The 18,569-nt window shown below is 63.3% G+C and carries 17 protein-coding genes; 13 read left to right on the top strand and 4 right to left on the bottom strand.

Annotation, left to right across the window (positions count from 1 at the left end):
• The first annotated feature begins 234 nt into the window (after positions 1 to 234).
• Positions 235 to 624: a hypothetical protein gene (locus tag IEX88_RS22530; protein WP_188854743.1), complete on the top strand. Its 390-nt coding sequence runs from the start codon at positions 235 to 237 to the stop codon at positions 622 to 624.
• Between the two features lie 117 nt (positions 625 to 741).
• A complete protein-coding gene (locus tag IEX88_RS22525) occupies positions 742 to 2,109 on the top strand; it encodes a PepSY-associated TM helix domain-containing protein (RefSeq protein ID WP_188854742.1) in 1,368 nt (455 codons plus the stop codon).
• A gap of 155 nt (positions 2,110 to 2,264) precedes the next feature.
• On the opposite strand, the gene IEX88_RS22520 is transcribed toward IEX88_RS22525, so the two are convergent.
• Positions 2,265 to 2,690, bottom strand: coding sequence for a DUF309 domain-containing protein (locus IEX88_RS22520; protein WP_244640442.1), 426 nt, complete (start codon positions 2,688 to 2,690; stop codon positions 2,265 to 2,267).
• A gap of 565 nt (positions 2,691 to 3,255) precedes the next feature.
• Between IEX88_RS22520 and IEX88_RS22515 the strand changes: the two genes are divergently transcribed.
• Positions 3,256 to 3,462 carry a hypothetical protein gene (locus IEX88_RS22515; RefSeq protein WP_188854740.1) on the top strand — a complete coding sequence of 69 codons (207 nt, stop codon included), beginning with the start codon at positions 3,256 to 3,258 and terminating at the stop codon, positions 3,460 to 3,462.
• 246 nt (positions 3,463 to 3,708) lie between these two features.
• On the opposite strand, the gene IEX88_RS22510 is transcribed toward IEX88_RS22515, so the two are convergent.
• The gene (locus tag IEX88_RS22510; RefSeq protein WP_244640441.1) at positions 3,709 to 4,395 is read right to left on the bottom strand and encodes a Crp/Fnr family transcriptional regulator; all 687 of its coding nucleotides are present in this window, start codon (positions 4,393 to 4,395) and stop codon (positions 3,709 to 3,711) included.
• Between the two features lie 243 nt (positions 4,396 to 4,638).
• On the opposite strand from IEX88_RS22510, the gene IEX88_RS22505 reads away from it, so the two are divergent.
• From IEX88_RS22505 to IEX88_RS22465, 9 genes are all read left to right on the top strand, one after another.
• A complete protein-coding gene (locus IEX88_RS22505; RefSeq protein WP_188854738.1) occupies positions 4,639 to 4,875 on the top strand; it encodes a hypothetical protein in 237 nt (78 codons plus the stop codon).
• Positions 4,876 to 5,061: 186 nt separating this feature from the next.
• Positions 5,062 to 5,895, top strand: a complete 834-nt coding sequence (locus IEX88_RS22500; RefSeq protein ID WP_188854737.1) for a Crp/Fnr family transcriptional regulator — start codon at positions 5,062 to 5,064, stop codon at positions 5,893 to 5,895.
• A gap of 254 nt (positions 5,896 to 6,149) precedes the next feature.
• Positions 6,150 to 6,602, top strand: a complete 453-nt coding sequence (locus IEX88_RS22495) for a c-type cytochrome (protein ID WP_188854736.1) — start codon at positions 6,150 to 6,152, stop codon at positions 6,600 to 6,602.
• Positions 6,603 to 6,610: 8 nt separating this feature from the next.
• Complete coding sequence (locus IEX88_RS22490; RefSeq protein WP_188854735.1) at positions 6,611 to 7,960, top strand: cbb3-type cytochrome c oxidase subunit I; 1,350 nt, start codon at positions 6,611 to 6,613, stop codon at positions 7,958 to 7,960.
• A gap of 74 nt (positions 7,961 to 8,034) precedes the next feature.
• Entirely contained in the window at positions 8,035 to 8,760 is a 726-nt protein-coding gene (locus IEX88_RS22485; protein WP_210319325.1) for a CbbQ/NirQ/NorQ/GpvN family protein, read from the top strand.
• 4 nt (positions 8,761 to 8,764) lie between these two features.
• Positions 8,765 to 10,651 (top strand): nitric oxide reductase activation protein NorD, encoded by a 1,887-nt coding sequence (locus IEX88_RS22480; protein WP_188854733.1) that lies wholly within the window; start codon positions 8,765 to 8,767, stop codon positions 10,649 to 10,651.
• A 1-nt stretch (position 10,652) separates the two neighbouring features.
• Positions 10,653 to 10,829 carry a hypothetical protein gene (locus IEX88_RS22475; protein WP_188854732.1) on the top strand — a complete coding sequence of 59 codons (177 nt, stop codon included), beginning with the start codon at positions 10,653 to 10,655 and terminating at the stop codon, positions 10,827 to 10,829.
• Positions 10,808 to 11,038, top strand: a complete 231-nt coding sequence (locus IEX88_RS22470) for an NnrT protein (protein ID WP_188854731.1) — start codon at positions 10,808 to 10,810, stop codon at positions 11,036 to 11,038. The genes IEX88_RS22475 and IEX88_RS22470 overlap by 22 nt, the downstream gene beginning before the upstream one ends.
• A 643-nt stretch (positions 11,039 to 11,681) precedes the next feature.
• Positions 11,682 to 15,029, top strand: coding sequence for a bifunctional diguanylate cyclase/phosphodiesterase (locus IEX88_RS22465; RefSeq protein WP_308423865.1), 3,348 nt, complete (start codon positions 11,682 to 11,684; stop codon positions 15,027 to 15,029).
• 337 nt (positions 15,030 to 15,366) lie between these two features.
• On the opposite strand, the gene IEX88_RS22460 is transcribed toward IEX88_RS22465, so the two are convergent.
• Positions 15,367 to 15,618 carry a response regulator gene (locus tag IEX88_RS22460; protein ID WP_188854729.1) on the bottom strand — a complete coding sequence of 84 codons (252 nt, stop codon included), beginning with the start codon at positions 15,616 to 15,618 and terminating at the stop codon, positions 15,367 to 15,369.
• Positions 15,619 to 15,776: 158 nt separating this feature from the next.
• Between IEX88_RS22460 and IEX88_RS22455 the strand changes: the two genes are divergently transcribed.
• A complete protein-coding gene (locus IEX88_RS22455) occupies positions 15,777 to 17,345 on the top strand; it encodes a PAS domain-containing sensor histidine kinase (RefSeq protein WP_244640440.1) in 1,569 nt (522 codons plus the stop codon).
• Between the two features lie 780 nt (positions 17,346 to 18,125).
• Here the strand turns inward: IEX88_RS22455 and IEX88_RS22450 are convergent.
• Positions 18,126 to 18,563, bottom strand: coding sequence for a pseudoazurin (locus tag IEX88_RS22450; RefSeq protein WP_188854728.1), 438 nt, complete (start codon positions 18,561 to 18,563; stop codon positions 18,126 to 18,128).
• Positions 18,564 to 18,569 lie beyond the last annotated feature (6 nt).

Here is an 18,569-nt window from a genome sequence, read left to right as displayed (position 1 = left end):
GTCAGTCTTGATGCAACAGTCGGTGACACCCGGGCGGGCAATATTCGCGTTCGGCCAGACAGGGACATGGACGACATGGTGCGCGGTTGCCGAGGAGCGGGAGGGAAGCATGCGTGTGACCGGCGGTGGCGCCTATAGCCTCGGCAACAGAACGGCTGGCCGTCTTCCGATTGCCGGCGAGCCAGGGGCGGTTGCCTCCTCGACCTTGCGCGTTCTTCATGCGATGCAGCTTGCATGAAATTCTGGCGAGAGATCACGAACGACAGGCTCTCGGGAGGCGTGCTGTGCGCGCTGATCGTGCTGTCCTTCGCCTTTCAGATCGCGATCTCCGGGCGGGCCGCCGCGGCAATGATCGCTCCCGATCCCGAGACAATCCTCTGCTCCGCCTCGATTGATGGCACGCATCGCCCGGCGGAAAGCGACCAATCCAAGCGCTGTCCCTGCAGCGAACTCTGCGCGGCGGGCCTGCATCTCCAGGCTGGCCCCGGCCCTTCTGACGCAACCGGCATTCCGATCCGCTTTGCGGCGCGGATCGAGGAAACCGTCGACTGTGCGGCAGCGCTGGCGGCCCGTCCGATCGACCGACGCTATGATGCCCGGGGGCCGCCTCTTTCCTTGTCTTGACGAGATTTGCGGGGGGCCATGCCCCTCATCGTTCAGTTGAGGAACGGCCGGTGCCGCCTCCATGAATCCCGAGGGAGCATGCCGCGCCGGACCGTCCAGTGCAAAAGGCTGCTCCCTATGACCGACATGACCGCATCGGTGCCGGCGCGCAGTTCCGCGCTCGCCGTGGATACCTATCGCGCCATCTGGCGCTGGCACTTCTACGCCGGTCTCATCGCCGTTCCCTTCATGATCCTGCTGGCCGTGACGGGGTCCCTCTATCTCTTCCGCGACGAGATCGACGGGACCGTCTTCGCCCATCGCAACGTCGTCGAGGCACAGGCCGCGGCGCCACTTCCGGCGAGCCGACTCGTCGAGGAGGCGCAGGCAGCGCTTCCCGGTTCGACGCTCTCTGCCTACCGCGAGCCATCCGGGCCGACGGCGTCCGCCAGGATCGGCCTCGAGACCCAGGTCGGGACGGTCTATGCCTTCGTGAATCCCTATACGGGCACGGTTCTCGGCACTGTTGCCAAAACCGACGAGTTCAACGAGGTGGTCCGCCAGCTTCACAGCCTCAGCTATTTCGGCCCCTATGCGAACAGGGTCATCGAGGCGATGGCGGGCTTTGCCATCATCCTAGTCGTGTCGGGCCTCTATCTCTGGTGGCCGCGGCGCCAGTCCGGCGGCGTCGTCACCGTGCGCGGCACGCCGTCGAAGCGCGTCTTCTGGCGCGACACGCATGCGGTGACCGGTGCCTTTGCCGGCGTTCTCATTGCGTTCCTCGCGCTGTCGGGCCTTCCCTGGTCGAGTTTCTGGGGAGCGAAGCTTACCGAAATCGCCACCGCTACCGGGACCGGCTATCCCGCCGCCCTGTGGGACAACGTCCCGACCTCCGCTCGGCACGCCGAGCATGTCATGGAGACGGTGGGTTGGACGATGGAGGCGTCGCCGATGCCGATGTCGCATGACATGGCGATGGCGCCCATTGGGCTTGACCGGGCAGTCGCGATTGCACGGGAAAGGGCCATGGCGCCGCGGTTCGAAGTTACGCCGCCTGCCGATGCGACGGGCGTGTACAGCGCCGCCGTGTTTCCGGACGACCTCGCCAAGTTCCGGACGATCCACGTCGACCAATACTCCGGCGAGGTCATCGTGGACATCAGCTATGCCGACTACGGCTCGCTCTCCAAGCTGACGGAACTCGGCATCAATATCCACATGGGCCAGGAGTTCGGCCTCGCCAACCAACTCCTGATGCTGGCGACATGCCTTGCCATCATCCTGTCTTCGGTTGCTGCGGTCGTGATGTGGCTGAAGCGCCGCCCTTCCGGCCGCATGGGCGTCCCGCCCTATCCGACGAGCCGGCGCGTCTACGCCGCGCTCTGGGCGATGGCCCTGGTCTCCGGGGTGCTGTTCCCGCTATCGGGACTGCTGATCGTCGCCATGATCGCGTTGGACGTTCTCGTCATCCGCCGTGTCGGCCCGCTGCGACGGGTATTTTCTTAAGTTCTTCGCCCTGGCGCCCCTGTCGACGGAGTGGCGAAGGCGGTCGCTAGGATCGCCTGAAGACGGGTGCGGCTCGGCGACCCAGCCGAAGCACGCCTCGCCGGGAGAGACGATCCTCGGCCAAGGCCAGGCCGGGCTTTTCGCCGGTGCGCCGGTCAAGTGCGCCCCTCGTCTGGCACCAGCCGAAATCCAAAGACGGGTTTCGGTAGGCTGCCTGTCGCTGCCCCTGCGACTCTCGTCCATCCCACCGCTGTCTCAGCAAGGTCCGCCAGCACGGGCAGCGACATGCCGATCGCACCGCGAAACTCCCGATCCTGCAGACCTGTCACCCGTCTAAACAGTGATGCCGCCCGTCCCGCGTGACGACGGGCGGGCGTGGGCTTCCCTTCGCGGATCTTCACGCCGGCCGCCGCCAGCAGGATCAGGCCCTTGAAAAACAGGAGATGGGGAGTGCTTTGCTTGGCTGCGAGCCAGAGAGGCTCCCACGCTTCGTGGGCCTCCCAGTAATAGCCATGATTGAAGAGGTCGACACCCCATCGATAGGACTCCGAGCTCAGGGCCGCCTCGATCGGGACGCTCATGGGTGGCTCTTGGGCCAGATAGCTATGGCCCCGGGGGTCGCGCACCGGGTGCGGGTGCCGGCCGGGCAGGTAGGCGTAGCGGGGAAAATTCTTTCCGGGGATCAACCGGAAGTCGGAAGCTTGGTCAGGAGCCATTCGGAAAGCCGATCGGGACGGATTGGACGCCGGACGCCCAGGCGACACTGGCAGTGACAAAGCCGTAGCCACCCCGTGACAACGAGAAATCGTCGACGACGGAGACGCCGTATCTTGCCCGGAAATACAAGGTCCGTCTTGTGCGGTTTGGACTGAGTGATAGCGCAATTTCGACGATCCGAGACAATGGAGTATTTCCGGCGTGAGGATCTCCGATCTCGCTCCTTCCGTGGGCTCAGGGTCTCCTGCATGGCAGGGATATACAGACACGATCGCCCTTTCACTAACCGAAGAGGCGGAAGCACAACCCGTCCACTACGTCCCTAACGGCACTGGTTTTTTTGAGGATAGATCAATGCCTGATTCCAGCTAGCCCCGCCATTTGCCTGAGGCTGACCCAAGTGTGGTGTCGGATCTCGAAGCCGATAGCATGCCTCTCGCCCCCGCAATGGACGATGCATCTGCCGACATGTCGGAGATCGCGAAGGCCGAACTCGTTCTCCTTCGGGCCCGGGTGATCGCCCTCGAGCATGTACTGATTGCCGTCTTGGCGGAAGGTTCGGATCGTCAGCGTCAGGCCACCTTGGACGTGGCGGACACCATCACGCCAAATCCGGTTCGACACAGCATGCCCTGACGATCCGGGCCGCGCAGCACATGACCAGTCTGGTGGATCGCGCTCTTCATGCCCGAGCGGCGCAACGGCCCGTGGGAACCTGAACGGCGGAACGACGCTTGCGCGGGAAATTGGCGGGCCTCTGACCAACCCGGGCGCAACGCGGCACTGAAGGGGACACTGGTCGGCGAGCCGCGACTGCCGGATGACAGTGTAGGCGCCGGCCCGCCGCGCCCCGACCTCGCGTCTCGGCGATTTGCTGCAGCGTCATTTGAGCAGCGGACCGTCGTGATCGAGATAGCTCTTGTCGAAGTCTGCCAGCACCATCAACCTGTCGATATCGTGGATGACGACATGTCCGTTCTGGAAGGTTACCAGGCCATCCTCTCGCAGTTCGCGCAGGACCCGGTTGACGTGGACGGCGCTCAACCCCAATGCGTCTGCCAGCATGTACTGCGACAGAGGGCAGGCGTAACCTTGGGCCGATCCCAGTCCGACCAGCTTCAACCGTGAGCCCAGCTCCAGCAGAAAATGCGCCGTGCGCTCCTTGGCGTCCCGTCGCCCGATGCCCACAAGGTGCTCCACGACCATGGCCTCGTCTCGTGAGGCCGCCCACAGAACTGCCGTCGCGAGGCGCGGGGTCCTGCTGAAGGTATCCAGCAGATCGATGGCCAGCACTTCCGATGCCTCGACCTTGGTGACAGGTTCGATGTTGTGGTCCGCGGTGCGGAACAGAACGGACCGAAGCCCCAAGAAATCTCCGGGGATCTGAAAATCGACGATCTGGCGCGCACCACCTGACAAGAGCTTATACGAGCAAACCCAGCCAGATGCGAGAATGTAGGCCGACTGGTTGACCTGGCCTTGATGCACCATGTCACGCCCCGGAGGAAACAACTTGCGGCGCGCGTGCAGCCGGTCCAGCGCCGACATCTCGTCGTTGCTCAGGGCCACGAAGGCTCCGAGTTTGAGAGCCAGTGGGCTGTTAAGGGCAGTCAATGGCGGTGCTCCTTCGACGTCTAGCCTCCCCGGGCGGATGCGTCCGGAAGTCGGCGCCAGAACGACGCAGAATGGACGACGCGGCCGAAAACGCTGATCTGCGTCAGTGCACGATAGCACAGACGTGCGAGGGTCGCTCTAGCGCTGGATTGAAAGCCGCGTTTCACCCGTCCGTATCAGCCGAAAGGAACCCGCCAGATGTCTCAGTTGACCGACGTGCCCGGGACCGCAGCGCTTGCGATCTGCGAGTCTCTGCTCTTGGCACTGAACGACCGCAAAGTTCTCCCGGAGCGAGAGATCGTCGGGATTCTGAGCGATGCAGCCGCGGCCCATTCGAACGATACGGGGGAGGACGGCAAGGCTGAACTTCACCGGGCCGTTGCCTTGCTCATTAACGGCATTCTGGCCGGCGGGAATTCTGTCCGACGCAAATAGCCCTTGTCTGTTTTCGAGGCGGACGGGCGGCTTTGCGTGAGGGCGACAGTTCGCTTGCACGCCCGAAGTTCGGATCACGCGCATGTCGAGAATAATCCTTCGTCCTGATCTGCGTCATCTCCTGCCGCCGGCCCATGACGTATCAGAGACACCAGCGACGTTGTGCTGCACCGAACGGAAGCCCCGATGAGATTGCTGGATATCGCCGAACTGGGCCGTACGCCGCCTTTTGTCCATCTCGACCAGCGGCAATTGCTAGAGACTCTGGATCTGTCCGAGGTCAGGCGCTTGCGCGGCGGCGCTGTCGTATTCGACGAAGGGCAGCCGATCCGACGATTCCATCTCCTTCTGTCCGGCAGCATCCGCTTTGTAAGGCTGACGGCCGACGGCAGCCAGATCATCGTCCTGCACATTCCAGCCGGCCAGCTATTCGGCATCGGGACAGCCCTTGGCCAGATCACCCATCAGGTCACAGCCATCACGGCCGACGATTCCGTCGTCCTGTCCTGGCCCAACCCTCTCTGGCTGACGTTCTCCGGCGCCTATCTCGGTTTTGCGGCGGAAGCGCTTCGCACTTTCGGCAACCGGGCCGACGAGATGAGCGACCGGCTCGTCGAGTTGTCCACGAAGCTGGTCGAACAGCGCATCGCCTGCGCCCTGCTGCGAATGATCGGCCAATCGGGACGTACGGTCGCCGGCGGCGTCGAGATCGGATTTCCGATCACCAGGCAGAACGTCGCCGACATGACCGGCACCACGCTCCACACCGTCAGCCGACTGCTGAGCGACTGGGAAAAGCGCGGTCTGGTGCAAAGCAGGCGCTGTCGCATCGTGGTGACTGATGCCGCCCGGCTGTCCGTGATGGGCGGGTCCACGGCCAGCATCGGAGCCAAGGAACCAGAACGGCGCGATGGGTATCGCAAGCCTTGCTTCGACGCCGTCCCCATCAGGGCGCGCGTTGTCATGCGGACACCCGTCACGTCCCGTGGGTATCCGTCCCAGGCACGAGTCGCTACGTAGTCCTCTGACGTCCGAAGCAGAAAAGGCATCGGAGGAGGCCGGAGGATACGGCTATCCGCCCGTCGAGCAGGGATGTCACGCGCTCCGATCAGGCCCGGGCTCCGAAGAAAGCCGGTGGGCCGTACCTGCCATGGCTTACATTCCGTCCTGAAGGCCTTGACCCCATACGTCCGCGTCTTTGCGTTTTAACAAAGTCTAACCCGGAGGCACCGCCTAGGGTAATTTGATCCGTAACAATCGCCTGGACCGTCTTAATGTCAGAAATACTTACGAAGTCCCGGGCCAGGAACATATTCTATGGCGGCTCGATTTTCTTCATCGTCGTGTTCATCGGGATGACGATCCACTCCCACCAATACGTGGTGAATGTTTCGACAGCCGGGATGCCGCTGACGAAAGAGGTGGTCCTCGGCAAGCATGTCTGGGAGCGCCATAGCTGTATCAACTGTCACACGCTGCATGGCGAAGGCGCCTATTTCGCCCCGGAGCTTGGCAACGTGATGACCCGGTGGGGCGTGACGGACGATCCGGAGGCCGCCTACGAGGTGCTGACAGGCTGGATGGAAGCGCAGCCCAGCGGCATCGAAGGCCGCCGCCAGATGCCGCAGTTCAATCTCACTCCCGAAGAAATACGCGGTCTCGCCGAGTTCTTGCGCTGGGCCGATCAAACGGACACCCAGGGCTGGCCCCCCACGAACGCCGGATAGAGAAGACCATGAAATATCAATCACAAAAAGTGGCCTATGCCTATTTCCTGGTGGCGATGGGGCTCTTCGGCATCCAGGTCGCGGGCGGTTTGCTGGCAGGCTGGATCTACATTTCGCCCAATACCTTGTCCGAGGTCTTGCCGTTCAACATCATTCGCATGATCCACACCAACGCGCTGATCGTCTGGCTTTTGCTTGGCTTCTTCGGTGCGGCCTATTTCTTGGTGCCCGAAGAATCGGAGAGGGAAATCTGGTCGGTGAAGCTTGCCTATCTTCAACTGATCATTCTCGTCGTAGGCACGCTCGGGGCTGTCATCGGCTACCTCGTCGGTATCCACGGCGGACGGGAATTCCTCGAGCAGCCGCTCTGGGTCAAGGGCGGCATCCTTGTCGCGGCGGTGATCTTTCTCATCAACATCTCGATGACGGTCCTCGCCGGGCGCAAGACCGCGATTACGGGCGTACTCTTGACCGGGCTGTGGCTGCTCTCGCTGCTGTGGATCTTCGCCTTCATCAACCCCGACAATCTCAGCTTGGACAAGATGTACTGGTGGTTCGTCGTCCACCTCTGGGTCGAGGGAACCTGGGAACTGGTGATGGCCGCAATCCTGGCCTTCCTGATGCTAAAGCTGACTGGCGTCGATCGAGAGGTCGTCGAGAAGTGGCTCTACGTCATCGTCGCGACGGCACTGTTTTCGGGCATTCTGGGAACCGGGCATCACTTCTACTGGATCGGCCTGCCGAGCTACTGGCAGTGGACGGGCTCGATCTTCTCCGCCTTCGAGGTCGTGCCGTTCTTCGCGATGATGTCCTTCGCCTTCATCATGGTCTGGAAGGGCAGGCGCAACCACCCCAACAAGGCGGCGCTCCTGTGGGCGCTCGGCTCGGCGACGGTGGCCTTCTTCGGCGCGGGGGTCTGGGGATTCCTGCACACCTTTCACGGGGTGAACTTCTACACCCACGGCACCCAAATTACGGCGGCGCACGGCCATCTGTCCTTCTACGGCGCCTATGTGGCGATGAACCTGGCGATCATCACCTATGCGATGCCGCTGCTGCGGGGCCGTGCGCCCTACAACCAGGTGCTGAACATGATCTCATTCTGGCTGATGACCGGCGGCATGGCGTTCATGACATTCGTCCTGACCTTCGCCGGCACGATCCAGACCCACATGCAGCGGATCGTCGGGGACAGCTTCATGGACGTGCAGGATCAGCTCAGCCTGTTTTACGTCATGCGGTTCGGGGCAGGCATCGCCGTGGTGCTTGGCGCCGTATTGTTCATCTACAGCCAGGTGGTCGTGCGCCGCGAGATCATTGCGCCCAACACCTCGCCGCTCCTGGGAGAAGCAGCGTGAGCGCGCTGTCCCAAGAGGCGCAGAGCGCGCTTCCCTTCTATCGTCCGATCGCGCACGAATGTTCGTTGTTCGAGATGGCTCACGCCAAAGGCCTGCCCCTTCTCCTGAAGGGGCCGACCGGCTGCGGCAAGACGCGATTCGTCGAGCACATGGCGGCGCGTGTCGGACGGTCCCTCTACACCGTCGCCTGCCATGACGATCTGTCCGCAGCCGATCTGATCGGTCGATATCTCCTGCGCGGCGGCGCGACCGAATGGATCGATGGTCCCCTGACCCGCGCCGTGCGGGAAGGAGCCATCTGTTATCTCGACGAGGTCATCGAAGCGCGCAAGGACGTGACGGTCGTTCTGCACCCTCTGACGGACAACCGCCGCACCCTGATGATCGACCGCACCGGCGAGGAACTGGTCGCCCCGCCGGGCTTCATGCTGGTCGCCAGCTACAACCCGGGCTACCAGAACATCCTCAAGCGACTGAAGCCCTCGACCCGGCAGCGCTTCCTTTCGATCACCTTCGGTTTTCCCGATCCTGCGACCGAGACTGCGGTTGTGGTGCGCGAAAGCGGGCTCGATGAGGGGCGGGTTGCACCTTTGGTGCGCCTTGCCGGGCACATCCGTCTTCTGTCCGGCATGGACCTGGAGGAGGGGGTGTCGACCCGTCTCCTGATCTACGCCGCGACCCTGATCGCCGGCGGAATGCCGATCGAACGCGCGCTGCAGGCCGCCGTCGTCGAGCCGCTGACGGACGAGCCCGAGGTGGCGCAGGCGCTGCGCGACGTGATCGCCAGCGTCTACGGATAGACAAATGGCCCTCCACCCAATGGACCTGATGGATCCCGAGGAGACCGTGGGCAACCTGTGGCACGGCGTCGCCTTGCGCCTTGCGCCCACGATCGACCATGTGGCGAGCGTCGTGACGCTCGAATCCATGCGGCCGAGCATAGCCTTGCTGTTTCGTGCGCTCGGCGGCGCGCCGGGGACGGAGATCACGGCCAGTCCCGCCACGGCCTCCCGCCATCGACGCGGCGTCGGGGCGCAACTCGCCGACTCGCGGATCCTGGAGCATGTCGGCAGTTTCGATGGCGCGATGCTGCGCCTGCCGCCGACCATGGCGGCGTTTCCGACCGTGGCGATGAACCGCGCTGCCTATCTCTGGCTGGCGGCTCTTGCGGCCTGTGCGAAGCCAGTTCCAGCCCGTGTGGACCTGCTGGCGGCCGATCTTGCCCATCTGGCCGCGATGGATCGCGCGACCGCCTCTGCACTGACGCTCTGTCCCGGCCTGCGCGAATCTCATGCGGCGATGTGCGCCCATCTGTTGACGGCCTGGGGCGGTCTGGCCGGGTCGGTATCTGAACGCGACGTGGCGAGCCGTGCCAGGGCGGTCTTGGCAGGCAGGCCGCCGCCGTCAGCCGCGCCGGTCTGCCTGCCGGCTCCGTGCGGCTATGCCCCGCTCCTGCCGCTGCCGATCTGGCTCCGCCTCGAAGTATCCAGCCGCGGAGACGGTGCCAGTCCGGCCGAGGATGCGATCGGCGCCCCGCCCGGTCTTTCGACCGCCACGCGCAAGCGAGGCGAGCGGAAGGACAACGAGCAGGCCAACCGTACCGACAGCTTCATCATGCATCGGTTTGAATCGATTCTGTCGTGGGTCGAGAGCATGGGCCTTAACCGCGCCACCGACGATGACGACCTGGATAACGCCCAAAAGGCTGCCGAAGATCAGGACAACATCACGCTCAGCAAGCACCACAAGCGCGCCGCGACCCGACTGCGCCTGCATCTGGATCTGGCGCCACAGGACGCAGAGCACGAACGTCTGTCGGCCCGCTTCACCTATCCTGAATGGAATTACCGATCACGCGCCTACATGCCGGACCACTGCGTCGTGCTAGAGGCCGATGCCAAACCCGGTACCGAATTCAAGCCTGATCCCCGCCTGATGGCGCGCGTCCGTCGCCAGTTCGAAACGCTGCATCCCAGACGCGTCCTGTTGCCCCGACAGGTGGACGGCCTGGAACTGGATCTCGACGCCTTGATCGAGGCGCAGGTCTCCCTTCGCGTCACGGGCCAGGGCAGCGACCGCATCTACCGCGACTTGCGCCATGTCGAGCGCGACCTGTCGGTGGCAATCTTGATGGATTGTTCGCGGTCCACCGAATCGGTGGTCGGCCTTCGCAGCATCATCGACACCATGCGGGAGGCCATGGCGGCCCTTGCTGGCGGCATCGACGCTGCAGGCGACCGGCTGGGGATCTGGGGCTTTTCATCGCTGAAGCGCGAACGGGTCTTCCTGACCCGCTGCAAGGGCTTTGACGGGCGCATGACGCCCGACGTCACCTCGCGCATCGGCGGTCTTCCGCCTGGCCACTACACCCGCCTCGGGACAGCCATCCGGCATGTCTCGGCCCAACTGGCGAAGGAAACATCTGCGCGCAAGCTGTTGCTGGTGCTGACGGATGGAAAGCCCAACGACCTCGATCACTACGAGGGCATCCACGGCATCGAAGACAGCCACATGGCCGTTCACGAGGCCCGTCGTTCGGGTCTGGCCGTCCACGGCGTAATTGTGGATGCCGACGGGCAGGATTGGTTCGCTCGCATATTCGGGCGTGGTGGCTTCACGCTGCTGCCCGACCCCGCAAGGCTGGGCCGCGCTCTACCGGATATCTACCGTTCGCTGACACAGGAGACCTGACATGCGCCTTCCCCTCTGCCTCGCTTTTTTGTTCACACCAGCCGTTGCCGTGGCCGAGGCCTTCCAGCGCCCAGTTCCCCAGCCACAGACGGCTGAGGCCGAACTCTCCTACTTGGTCGCCTCGATCCTGATGCTCGTCTCGCTGGTCGCGGTGCAATGGCTCGTCAGCCGCCGATGACGTTGTTGCGGTTGGCGCTGATCCTCTACCCGTTCGGAGCCGGGGCGATGGCCGTCAATCTGTTCTTTGCCTCGCTGATCGGATCCTGGGTTGGCTGGCCCGTTCTGACGCCCGTACAGTCCGTCCTTGGCGGTGCGGTTTTGGGCGTCCCTGCGACATGGGCCTTTGCTTCCCATATCAAGAAGCTGATGGCTGCAGCCGACCGGTAGCTTCTCTCTGGAGGCGCCGGATGATCTAACGACTCTCCCATCTTGTGTTCCAAGGAAACTTGGGATCTCGCCGGAACGATTATGGCGACAAGGCGACTGCGACGCAGTAGACACTGCGGGCTTCCGGACCGAGCTTGGTGCCGACGAGGTGCGACGCCTCGTGGACGCAGACGCGACGGGAGAGGGCGTCTGATTGCCGGGTTTCGGGTGGGTCCTTCTCAAGGTCCGCTACGCTCATGGATTCGCGCCTCCGCCGCGGGCCGCCGGGCATCCTGTACGAGCAGCTCGATGTCGGCACCGGTCGCGCCCTCCATCCGCTCCGACACCGGACCGAGGTCCTCCGCCGACATTCGCCTCCCAAGTGGTGCCGAAGGATTCCCACACGCGCCGCCGCGTCCGCGTGGGACATCATGATCACCCGGTCCAGCCGGCCGGGACGTGGCAAACCTGCGGCGCGACGAGAACGCAGGTATCGCGTCCATCGAAACACCCTGGACGACCAGCCCAGTCGAGGATCAGATCAGCCGCCTGAAACAAGCGGCCAAGTGCGGCCGAGTTGGCATCGAACGGCCCTCGCGCGGTCCCCTTGACGCTCTTGTAACGCTATTTTAGCGAGTATCTGTCATCCTGACGTCCAGCGGAAATGGAAGTCATGCTTCACCCGAACACGCGCGACATCACAGAAGAGCAGCGCCTCGCCGAGCTTGAGGCGCTAGGTATCGCTGACATCGGGCCGTCCGCGTCCCTCGACCGTATCTGCGATCTTGCCCGGCACGTCTTCGCGGTACCGTTCGCCTACATCTCGATCCTCGACCGGGATACGCAATGGCCGAAGGCACAATGCGGCGTCAGCCTTGATGCGCTGCCGCGTCGGGAAACGCTGTGTGACCACGCCATCCGCAGCGACGAGGTTTTGGTTGTTCCGGACACACTGAAGGACGAGCGCTTTTCCTCGAGTCCGCTTGTGGCAGGCGATCCCCGCATCCGTTTCTACGCTGGCGCGCCGCTCCTTGCCGCGCCGGGCGTACGACTGGGCGCGCTCTGCGTCGCCGACACCATTCCACGCGAATTCTCGCAGGACCGGGTAGGAATCCTCCTCCGGCTCGCGGAAGCGGCCATGGCGGAGTTGCGGCGTCATCGTGCGGACGTGCAGGCGGTGGCGGAGCGCGAGGAGTTGAAGCAGATCAACACCCGAACGGCGGACAGGGAAGACGAACTGCTGAAGCAGCGGACGCTTCTCTCCCATGCTGAAACCATCAGCACGTCAGGAAGCTGGGAAGTCGATCGCGCGAACGGGCTTCTAACCTGGTCTGATGGAATGTACCGCCTTCTCGGTGCCGAACCGGATGCCGGGCACGATCCGGCGGAGCTGTTCCGGCGGAGCGTCATTCCGGAGGATCTTCACTTGCTCGAGGACGGGCTTCTCGCTGTCAGCGAAGGTCGGCCGTTCTCGCACGAAATCCGGGTGATCGATGCTCGCGGCCGCGTTCGTCACCTGTCGAGCAGAGGCGGCCCGATCCAGAACGTCGCGGGGCGTCTTTCGCGAATGGTCGGCATTCTATGCGACGTCTCTGAGTCAAAGGCCATAGAGGCCGCGCTCCGCGACAGCGAGGACCACCATCGCCACGCCGTCGAGCTCAGCCCCCAGATCCCTTGGATCGCAGACGGCGACGGGCTGATCACCGAAGCGGGGCCGCGCTGGGTCGAACTCACCGGAATGACGCAGGCTGCAACCCTTGGCCATGGATGGCGTGACGCTCTTCATCCCGACGATCTCGCGCCAACGACCGAGAAGTGGGTGCACGCGCTGAAGGAGCGCACACCCCTCGACACTGAATACCGCGTCAGGCTCCTTTCGGGTTCGTTTCGCTGGTTTCGCGCCTACGCCGCGCCCCGGCTTGCACCTGACGGCTCGGTGAAACGCTGGTACGGTTCGCTCGAAAACATCCATGATCGGAAACTCGCGGAAGAGACGTTGCGTCAAAGCGTGGCTTTCGCGCGCAGCGTGCTCGACGGCAGCCCGGACTTCGTCGCGGTTCTGGACCTCGAGGGACGCGTGCGCTCCCTCGGTTGGCAGGCGAGGCAGAGGCTAGGTCCGGAAGTGGCAACCCGGGTCCTGGGTCGTCACTGGGCCAACGGCTGGCCGAAATCCCATCGGGTCGTAGTAGAGCAAGCAATCGCTAGCGCTCGCGCGGGTGTGGGACATCGCTTCTCCTGCCATTGTCCGGAACGGGACGGGGCGGATGCATGGTGGGATGTTTCGGTCGATCCGGTTCGTGATGCCGATGGGAAGACCACTCATATCCTGGCGATCTCCCGCGACGTCTCCGATCAAGAACGGATGCGGCTGGAGGTGGAGGCCGCCCGCGCCCAGCTCGCAGAGGTGCTGGAGAGCACGACCGACAACGTGATCGTGGTCGACCGGAACTTCCACGTCACCTACATGAACCCCCAGGCCAAGGCTTTCGTGGGCGGGACGAGCACGCTCGAAGTCGGAGGCTGCCTGTGGGATGCCTATCCCGAGTACCTCGCTGCGAACCAACGGTTTGAGGCTGTCCTCCAGCGCGGCGAGGCGGCGAAGTTCGAGATGTTCGCAAGCCGGGCTGGCATCTGGCTGGAGATCCATGCCTTTCCGAATGGGAACGGTGGCATATCGCTTTTCTTCCGGGACATCACCGAGGCGCGCCAGGCTCGGGAGGAGATTGTCCATCTTGCCCATCATGATCCGCTGACGGGCCTGTCGAACCGCCTGAGCTTCAGCGGCGTGCTGGAGGATGCTCTCGCCCGGCAAAACCACGGGCTCGCCGTCCTCCTGCTCGACCTCGACCTTTTCAAGGAGGTCAACGACACCTTGGGGCATCCGGTCGGCGACGTCATCCTGCAAAGAGTCGCAGCGCGTCTCCGCGAGACAGTGGGCGACGCCGGCCATCTCGCCCGTCTCGGGGGCGATGAATTCGCCGTCGCCATGACGGCACAAGATGCGGAAGCGGTGTTGGCGCTGGGCGAGCGCATGGTCGCCTGCCTGGAACCTCCTTTCGACATCGATGGTCAAGTGATCCGCATCAGCGCGAGCGTCGGAGTCTCGATCGCGGCGGCCGGGTGCAACTCCGCGGACGAGCTCTTCAAAGCCTCTGACATTGCGTTATACCGCGCGAAAGCAGTTGGCGGCGGTTCCGTATGCCTGTTCGAGGAGGCGATGCTGGAGCGAATCCGGTTCCGGCAGGCGATAAAGCACGACCTCGGTCTGGCACTGGAACGGGGAGAGCTGCACCTCGTCTACCAGCCGCTCCTGGATCTCGGGTCCAACCGCGTGAGTGGTTTCGAGGCCTTGCTGCGCTGGGACCATGAGGACAGGGGCACAGTGTCTCCGGCGGAGTTCATCCCGATCGCCGAGGAGAAGGGCCTCATCGTGCCCATCGGGAACTGGGTATTGGAGACGGCGTGCCAGGAGGCGGCGGGGTGGCCGGAGGCCTCCTCGGTTGCCGTCAACGTGTCGGCCGTCCAGTTCCGAAGCGACAGTCTCCCGCTAATGGTGGCGGGCGCATTGAACCGTTCCGGGCTCTTGCCTCACCGCCTCGAGTTGGAGATCACCGAATCGGTGCTTCTTCACGACAGCGAGCACAACATGGCCATCCTGCACGCCTTGAAGAAACTCGGCGTCCGAATCGTACTTGACGACTTCGGAACCGGGTTCTCCTCACTCTCGTACCTGCGCCTCTTCCCGTTCGACAAGCTGAAGCTCGACCGCTGTTTCGTTAGCGACATCGGGCGTTCCGTGTCCTCGGAGGCGATCATCCGGGCAACGGGAGAGATGGGTCGGGCGCTGTCGATGGTCACGACGGCTGAGGGTGTTGAGACTATGGAGCAGCTCGAGTGGCTGCGGGCAAACGGTTGGGCGCAAGTGCAAGGGTACCTCGTCGGACGCCCATCAAAGGTGCCGTCCACCTCGATTCCTGACATAGGGACAGCCACGGTCGCGGAATCTGTCTGACGGAACTTCATGTAGAGCCTCATCTGGTGATCGGTGATGTGGCAGCCGGGCACGCGGGGTCCTCTCGATCGAGAAGAACACACCGCAGGCCATGCCGACCGCGATCGCCAGAGGGGCATCAAATACCCGCCCGCCGTTGTCGTGACTTCGTTCGGGCTACGCCCTCCCTCCGTCACGACAACGGCGGCTGCTTCTCATCTTGATTGTCGCCCTTTCCCATCCTGATTGTCGCGCCGCACCGCCGGGACCACGGAAGAGAGCGAAAGGCGGCACGACATGGCAGCGATCCCCCAAACGGAAACCGTCATTCCCGCAGCCAAACTGCATCAGATGTGAGTCAGACCCAGATTTGAACGCCGTTTGACACGTAGAAGCCGTCCCTCGTCTCTCGGTAGCAGTTCCCCGTCGAGTAGATGAAGGGCACTCCGTGGCTCACCAGCGAGTCCGCGACGTCGCAGCTATCGAAGCGCTGAAGGTTCACGTCGAGCATCGCGCCGTCGAAGGTTCGTGTCTCGATCTCGAGCAGCGCCTTCTCGACCGTGCCGGCGGACGTCACGTGGCGACATCTGAGATCGTCCAGCATGTCCATGTTCGCGTCTTGCTCCCCGGCCACCCATGCCCTAGCGTCCACAGACGCGACGGATTGTAGATCGCGAAGCTTCATGCCCATCGCCGAATGCCGGCTACACAGACAGGGCCGCGCACCGCCGTGCTGGCCCAGTTTCCTGCCACCTGGGAGCTAGACGAGTGAGTGAGCCGCCGGACCCCGACGAGGCGCGCGAAGAGGCTCGGGAAGTCGGCTTCGGAACCACTGGAGCCGCTCCTCGGCAAGACGCGGATCGCTGGAGCATGATAGCCCAGTCCATCGGTGACGCAATAATCGGGGAGACGCTTGACGGGACGGTCACCGACTGGAACCGCGGAGCGGAGAGGATTTTCGGTTACTCGGCTGCGGAGGCGATCGGCAGGCACATCTCGATGCTGTTCCCGACCGGGATGAAAGGCGAGCCGCAGACGATCCTGGACCGGATCGCTATCGGAGACAGTGTCGAACTCTACGTGGCCAAGCGACAACGCAAGGACGGGAGCCTCATTGATGTTTCGCTCTCCGACTCTCCTGTTTATGACCGGGCCGGCTGCTTGGTCGGAGCAGCGAAGGTTGCGCGTGACGTCACCGCCACCATGGACGCGCAGGCGAAGCTTGAGGAAAGCGAGGCCCGTTTGCGGTCCGTCCTCGCGACAGTACCGGAAGCCATGGTCCTGATTGACGAGCATGGCTTCATCGAGTCGTTTAGCGCCACCGCCGAACAGCTTTTTGGCTATACCGCCACCGATGCCGTCGGCATGAACGTCGGCAGTATCCTGCCGGAATCCTACAGCCAGCAACGCGACGGCAACATTGGCCACTTCTTAAGTTCGGGGGAGCGGCACATCATCGGCATCGGCCGGAAGGTCGAGGGCCGCAGGCGGGACGGTTCGATCTTCCCGATGCAACTCACTGTGGGTGAACTGCATGCTGGGGGAAAACGGTTCTTCACCGGCTTCATCCGGGACATGACCGAGCACGACGAGGCACAGAGAAGGCTCGGGCAGTTGCAGGACGAGCTCATCCACATGTCGCGCCTGACTGCGTTGGGCGAGATGGCGACGACCCTAGCCCACGAGTTGAACCAGCCGCTGACCGCGGCCGCCAACTACCTCAGCGGCGCGCGACGCCTTTTGGCTGACGGCTCACCCGAGCATCTTGCCATAGTTCGCGACGCGATCGAAAAGGCTAGCAAGCAGGTCTTGCGCGGTGGTGAGATCATCCGCCGTCTGCGGGAGTTCGTCGCTCGAGGCGAGACCGAGAGGCAAACTGAGAAGCTCGGAGAGTTGATCCGTGAAGCTTGCGCGCTGGGGCTCGTTGGAGCTGGAGAGAGCGGCGTTGAGGTCCGGTACTCGTTCAATTCGGAAGTCGACGTGGTGTTGGTGGACAGGGTCCAGATCCAGCAGGTACTCCTGAACCTCGTTCGGAACGCCATCGAGGCAATGCAGGGATCGGCGATTCGGCGGCTGACAATTGAAACCCGCCGCGTCGACCGAGAGACCATTGAGGTTGCGGTAGCCGACACGGGAACGGGCATCGCGTCGGATGTCGTTCCGAGGCTCTTTCAGCCTTTTGTCACTTCCAAAAAACGGGGTTTGGGAGTCGGCCTCTCCATCTCCCGAACCATCGTAGAAGCGCATGGCGGCAGCCTATGGGCAGAGCCGGTGGAAGGTGGCGGCACGATTTTCAGGATGACGCTGTTCACCGGTGAGGACGGCGAGGGCGATTGAAGGGCCATAAGGTTGTCGAGGGCGAGGGCGTGCCCAGATCGTCCGTCTTGGTTGCCTGCTCGAACAGGTACCGCCGCGCTTGGTCGCAGGTGGCGTACACAGGGTGACGAAGCGCTCGCTTACAAGGGTGTGGAAGAAGTGCGATGACGATGTTGAACCTCGTGTACAGGTTCTTCTCCTCGAGTTTCCGGCGGTCGTCCGTCAGCGTCGTCGGGCCGATCCCTACCTGTTCGGCCAACAGAGGCCGGCCGCGCTGAGGTCGCAGGGGGGCCGGGACGATTTCCTCTCGCGAGCCTCCGGCGTCGGCGGGCTTTTCGCGGATCGAGGAGGTGACGTCCATGCACCGAGCTGCCGACACGCCCTCGATTCGTCGAGCTCGCACGGCACCGAGATCCAGGGCACCCTTCTCGTTGCTCCGGACGGGATCGGGGCTCCCCGCGGGCTGTGTTACGGTCAAGCCGGTGCTCGACCGCGCACGTAGGTCGGCGGACGTATCGTTACGCATGAATTCCACCGCACCGGACGGGGCCTCGCCCCGCGTCCATTACCTCCGAGGAGGGCTCGCGGTCATCGTATAGACAGGAGGGAAGCGGCGATGTGGGGAGCCAAGGCGTCGAGAATACGCGGGCAGATCAGCGGAGGTGCATGTCCGTGTTGCGCCTGCGCCCGTTGCGGTTCCGCTTTGATTTAGCCGTTGTCACAAGTCACGAGACGATGTTTGGCGAACGCAAAACGCCCCCAGAGCGGGGACGTAAGGCAATTTCAGGTACGGTGGAACTACTACAGCGCTGAAAGAGCCCCAAGGACCCGTTCGCTTGCTTTCTTCGGGTATTTCGCTGACTTAATCTCTTCGAGATTGACGGCCGGATCGCCGACGACGATGACCGCGGCCATGCCCATCGAGTAATGCGGAGTGCACTTGACGACGTAGGTGCCCGGCACGGTGAACGTCACCTTGATCGCCTCGTTGACTTTACCCTTGAACGCCTCGGCGCCGTCCGGAAACATGTCCTTCACGCTTTCCGCATTGTGGCTCTTGTCGGTCGGAATGAAGGTTACGGTGTCACCCGCACTGACCTTGGTCAGCACCGGCTCGAAGACCATGATGCCGTCGGCGCCCTTGTTCAGCATATGGACTTCAAGATCGGCGGCGAGAGCAGGGGCGGTCAGGCATGCAAGCAGCGCTAGACTCGTGAGAAATTTTGAAGCGATGGCCATTTTCAT

Source organism: Aureimonas glaciei (assembly GCF_014643375.1).
GTDB classification, from domain to species: domain Bacteria; phylum Pseudomonadota; class Alphaproteobacteria; order Rhizobiales; family Rhizobiaceae; genus Plantimonas; species Plantimonas glaciei.
This window is presented reverse-complemented; position numbering and strand designations above follow the sequence as displayed.

Bases quoted from the DNA above. Each gene is read 5' to 3' on its own strand.
- IEX88_RS22460 (WP_188854729.1), bottom strand. From the start codon at position 15,618: ATGGACATGCTGGACGATCTCAGATGTCGCCACGTGACGTCCGCCGGC.
- IEX88_RS22470 (WP_188854731.1), top strand. From the start codon at position 10,808: ATGGCTCGTCAGCCGCCGATGACGTTGTTGCGGTTGGCGCTGATCCTC.
- IEX88_RS22500 (WP_188854737.1), top strand. From the start codon at position 5,062: ATGAGATTGCTGGATATCGCCGAACTGGGCCGTACGCCGCCTTTTGTC.
- IEX88_RS22495 (WP_188854736.1), top strand. From the start codon at position 6,150: ATGTCAGAAATACTTACGAAGTCCCGGGCCAGGAACATATTCTATGGC.
- IEX88_RS22505 (WP_188854738.1), top strand. From the start codon at position 4,639: ATGTCTCAGTTGACCGACGTGCCCGGGACCGCAGCGCTTGCGATCTGC.
- IEX88_RS22520 (WP_244640442.1), bottom strand. From the start codon at position 2,690: ATGAGCGTCCCGATCGAGGCGGCCCTGAGCTCGGAGTCCTATCGATGG.
- IEX88_RS22450 (WP_188854728.1), bottom strand. From the start codon at position 18,563: ATGGCCATCGCTTCAAAATTTCTCACGAGTCTAGCGCTGCTTGCATGC.
- IEX88_RS22480 (WP_188854733.1), top strand. From the start codon at position 8,765: ATGGCCCTCCACCCAATGGACCTGATGGATCCCGAGGAGACCGTGGGC.
- IEX88_RS22475 (WP_188854732.1), top strand. From the start codon at position 10,653: ATGCGCCTTCCCCTCTGCCTCGCTTTTTTGTTCACACCAGCCGTTGCC.
- IEX88_RS22525 (WP_188854742.1), top strand. From the start codon at position 742: ATGACCGACATGACCGCATCGGTGCCGGCGCGCAGTTCCGCGCTCGCC.
- IEX88_RS22465 (WP_308423865.1), top strand. From the start codon at position 11,682: ATGGAAGTCATGCTTCACCCGAACACGCGCGACATCACAGAAGAGCAG.
- IEX88_RS22485 (WP_210319325.1), top strand. From the start codon at position 8,035: ATGGCTCACGCCAAAGGCCTGCCCCTTCTCCTGAAGGGGCCGACCGGC.
- IEX88_RS22530 (WP_188854743.1), top strand. From the start codon at position 235: ATGAAATTCTGGCGAGAGATCACGAACGACAGGCTCTCGGGAGGCGTG.
- IEX88_RS22490 (WP_188854735.1), top strand. From the start codon at position 6,611: ATGAAATATCAATCACAAAAAGTGGCCTATGCCTATTTCCTGGTGGCG.
- IEX88_RS22515 (WP_188854740.1), top strand. From the start codon at position 3,256: ATGCCTCTCGCCCCCGCAATGGACGATGCATCTGCCGACATGTCGGAG.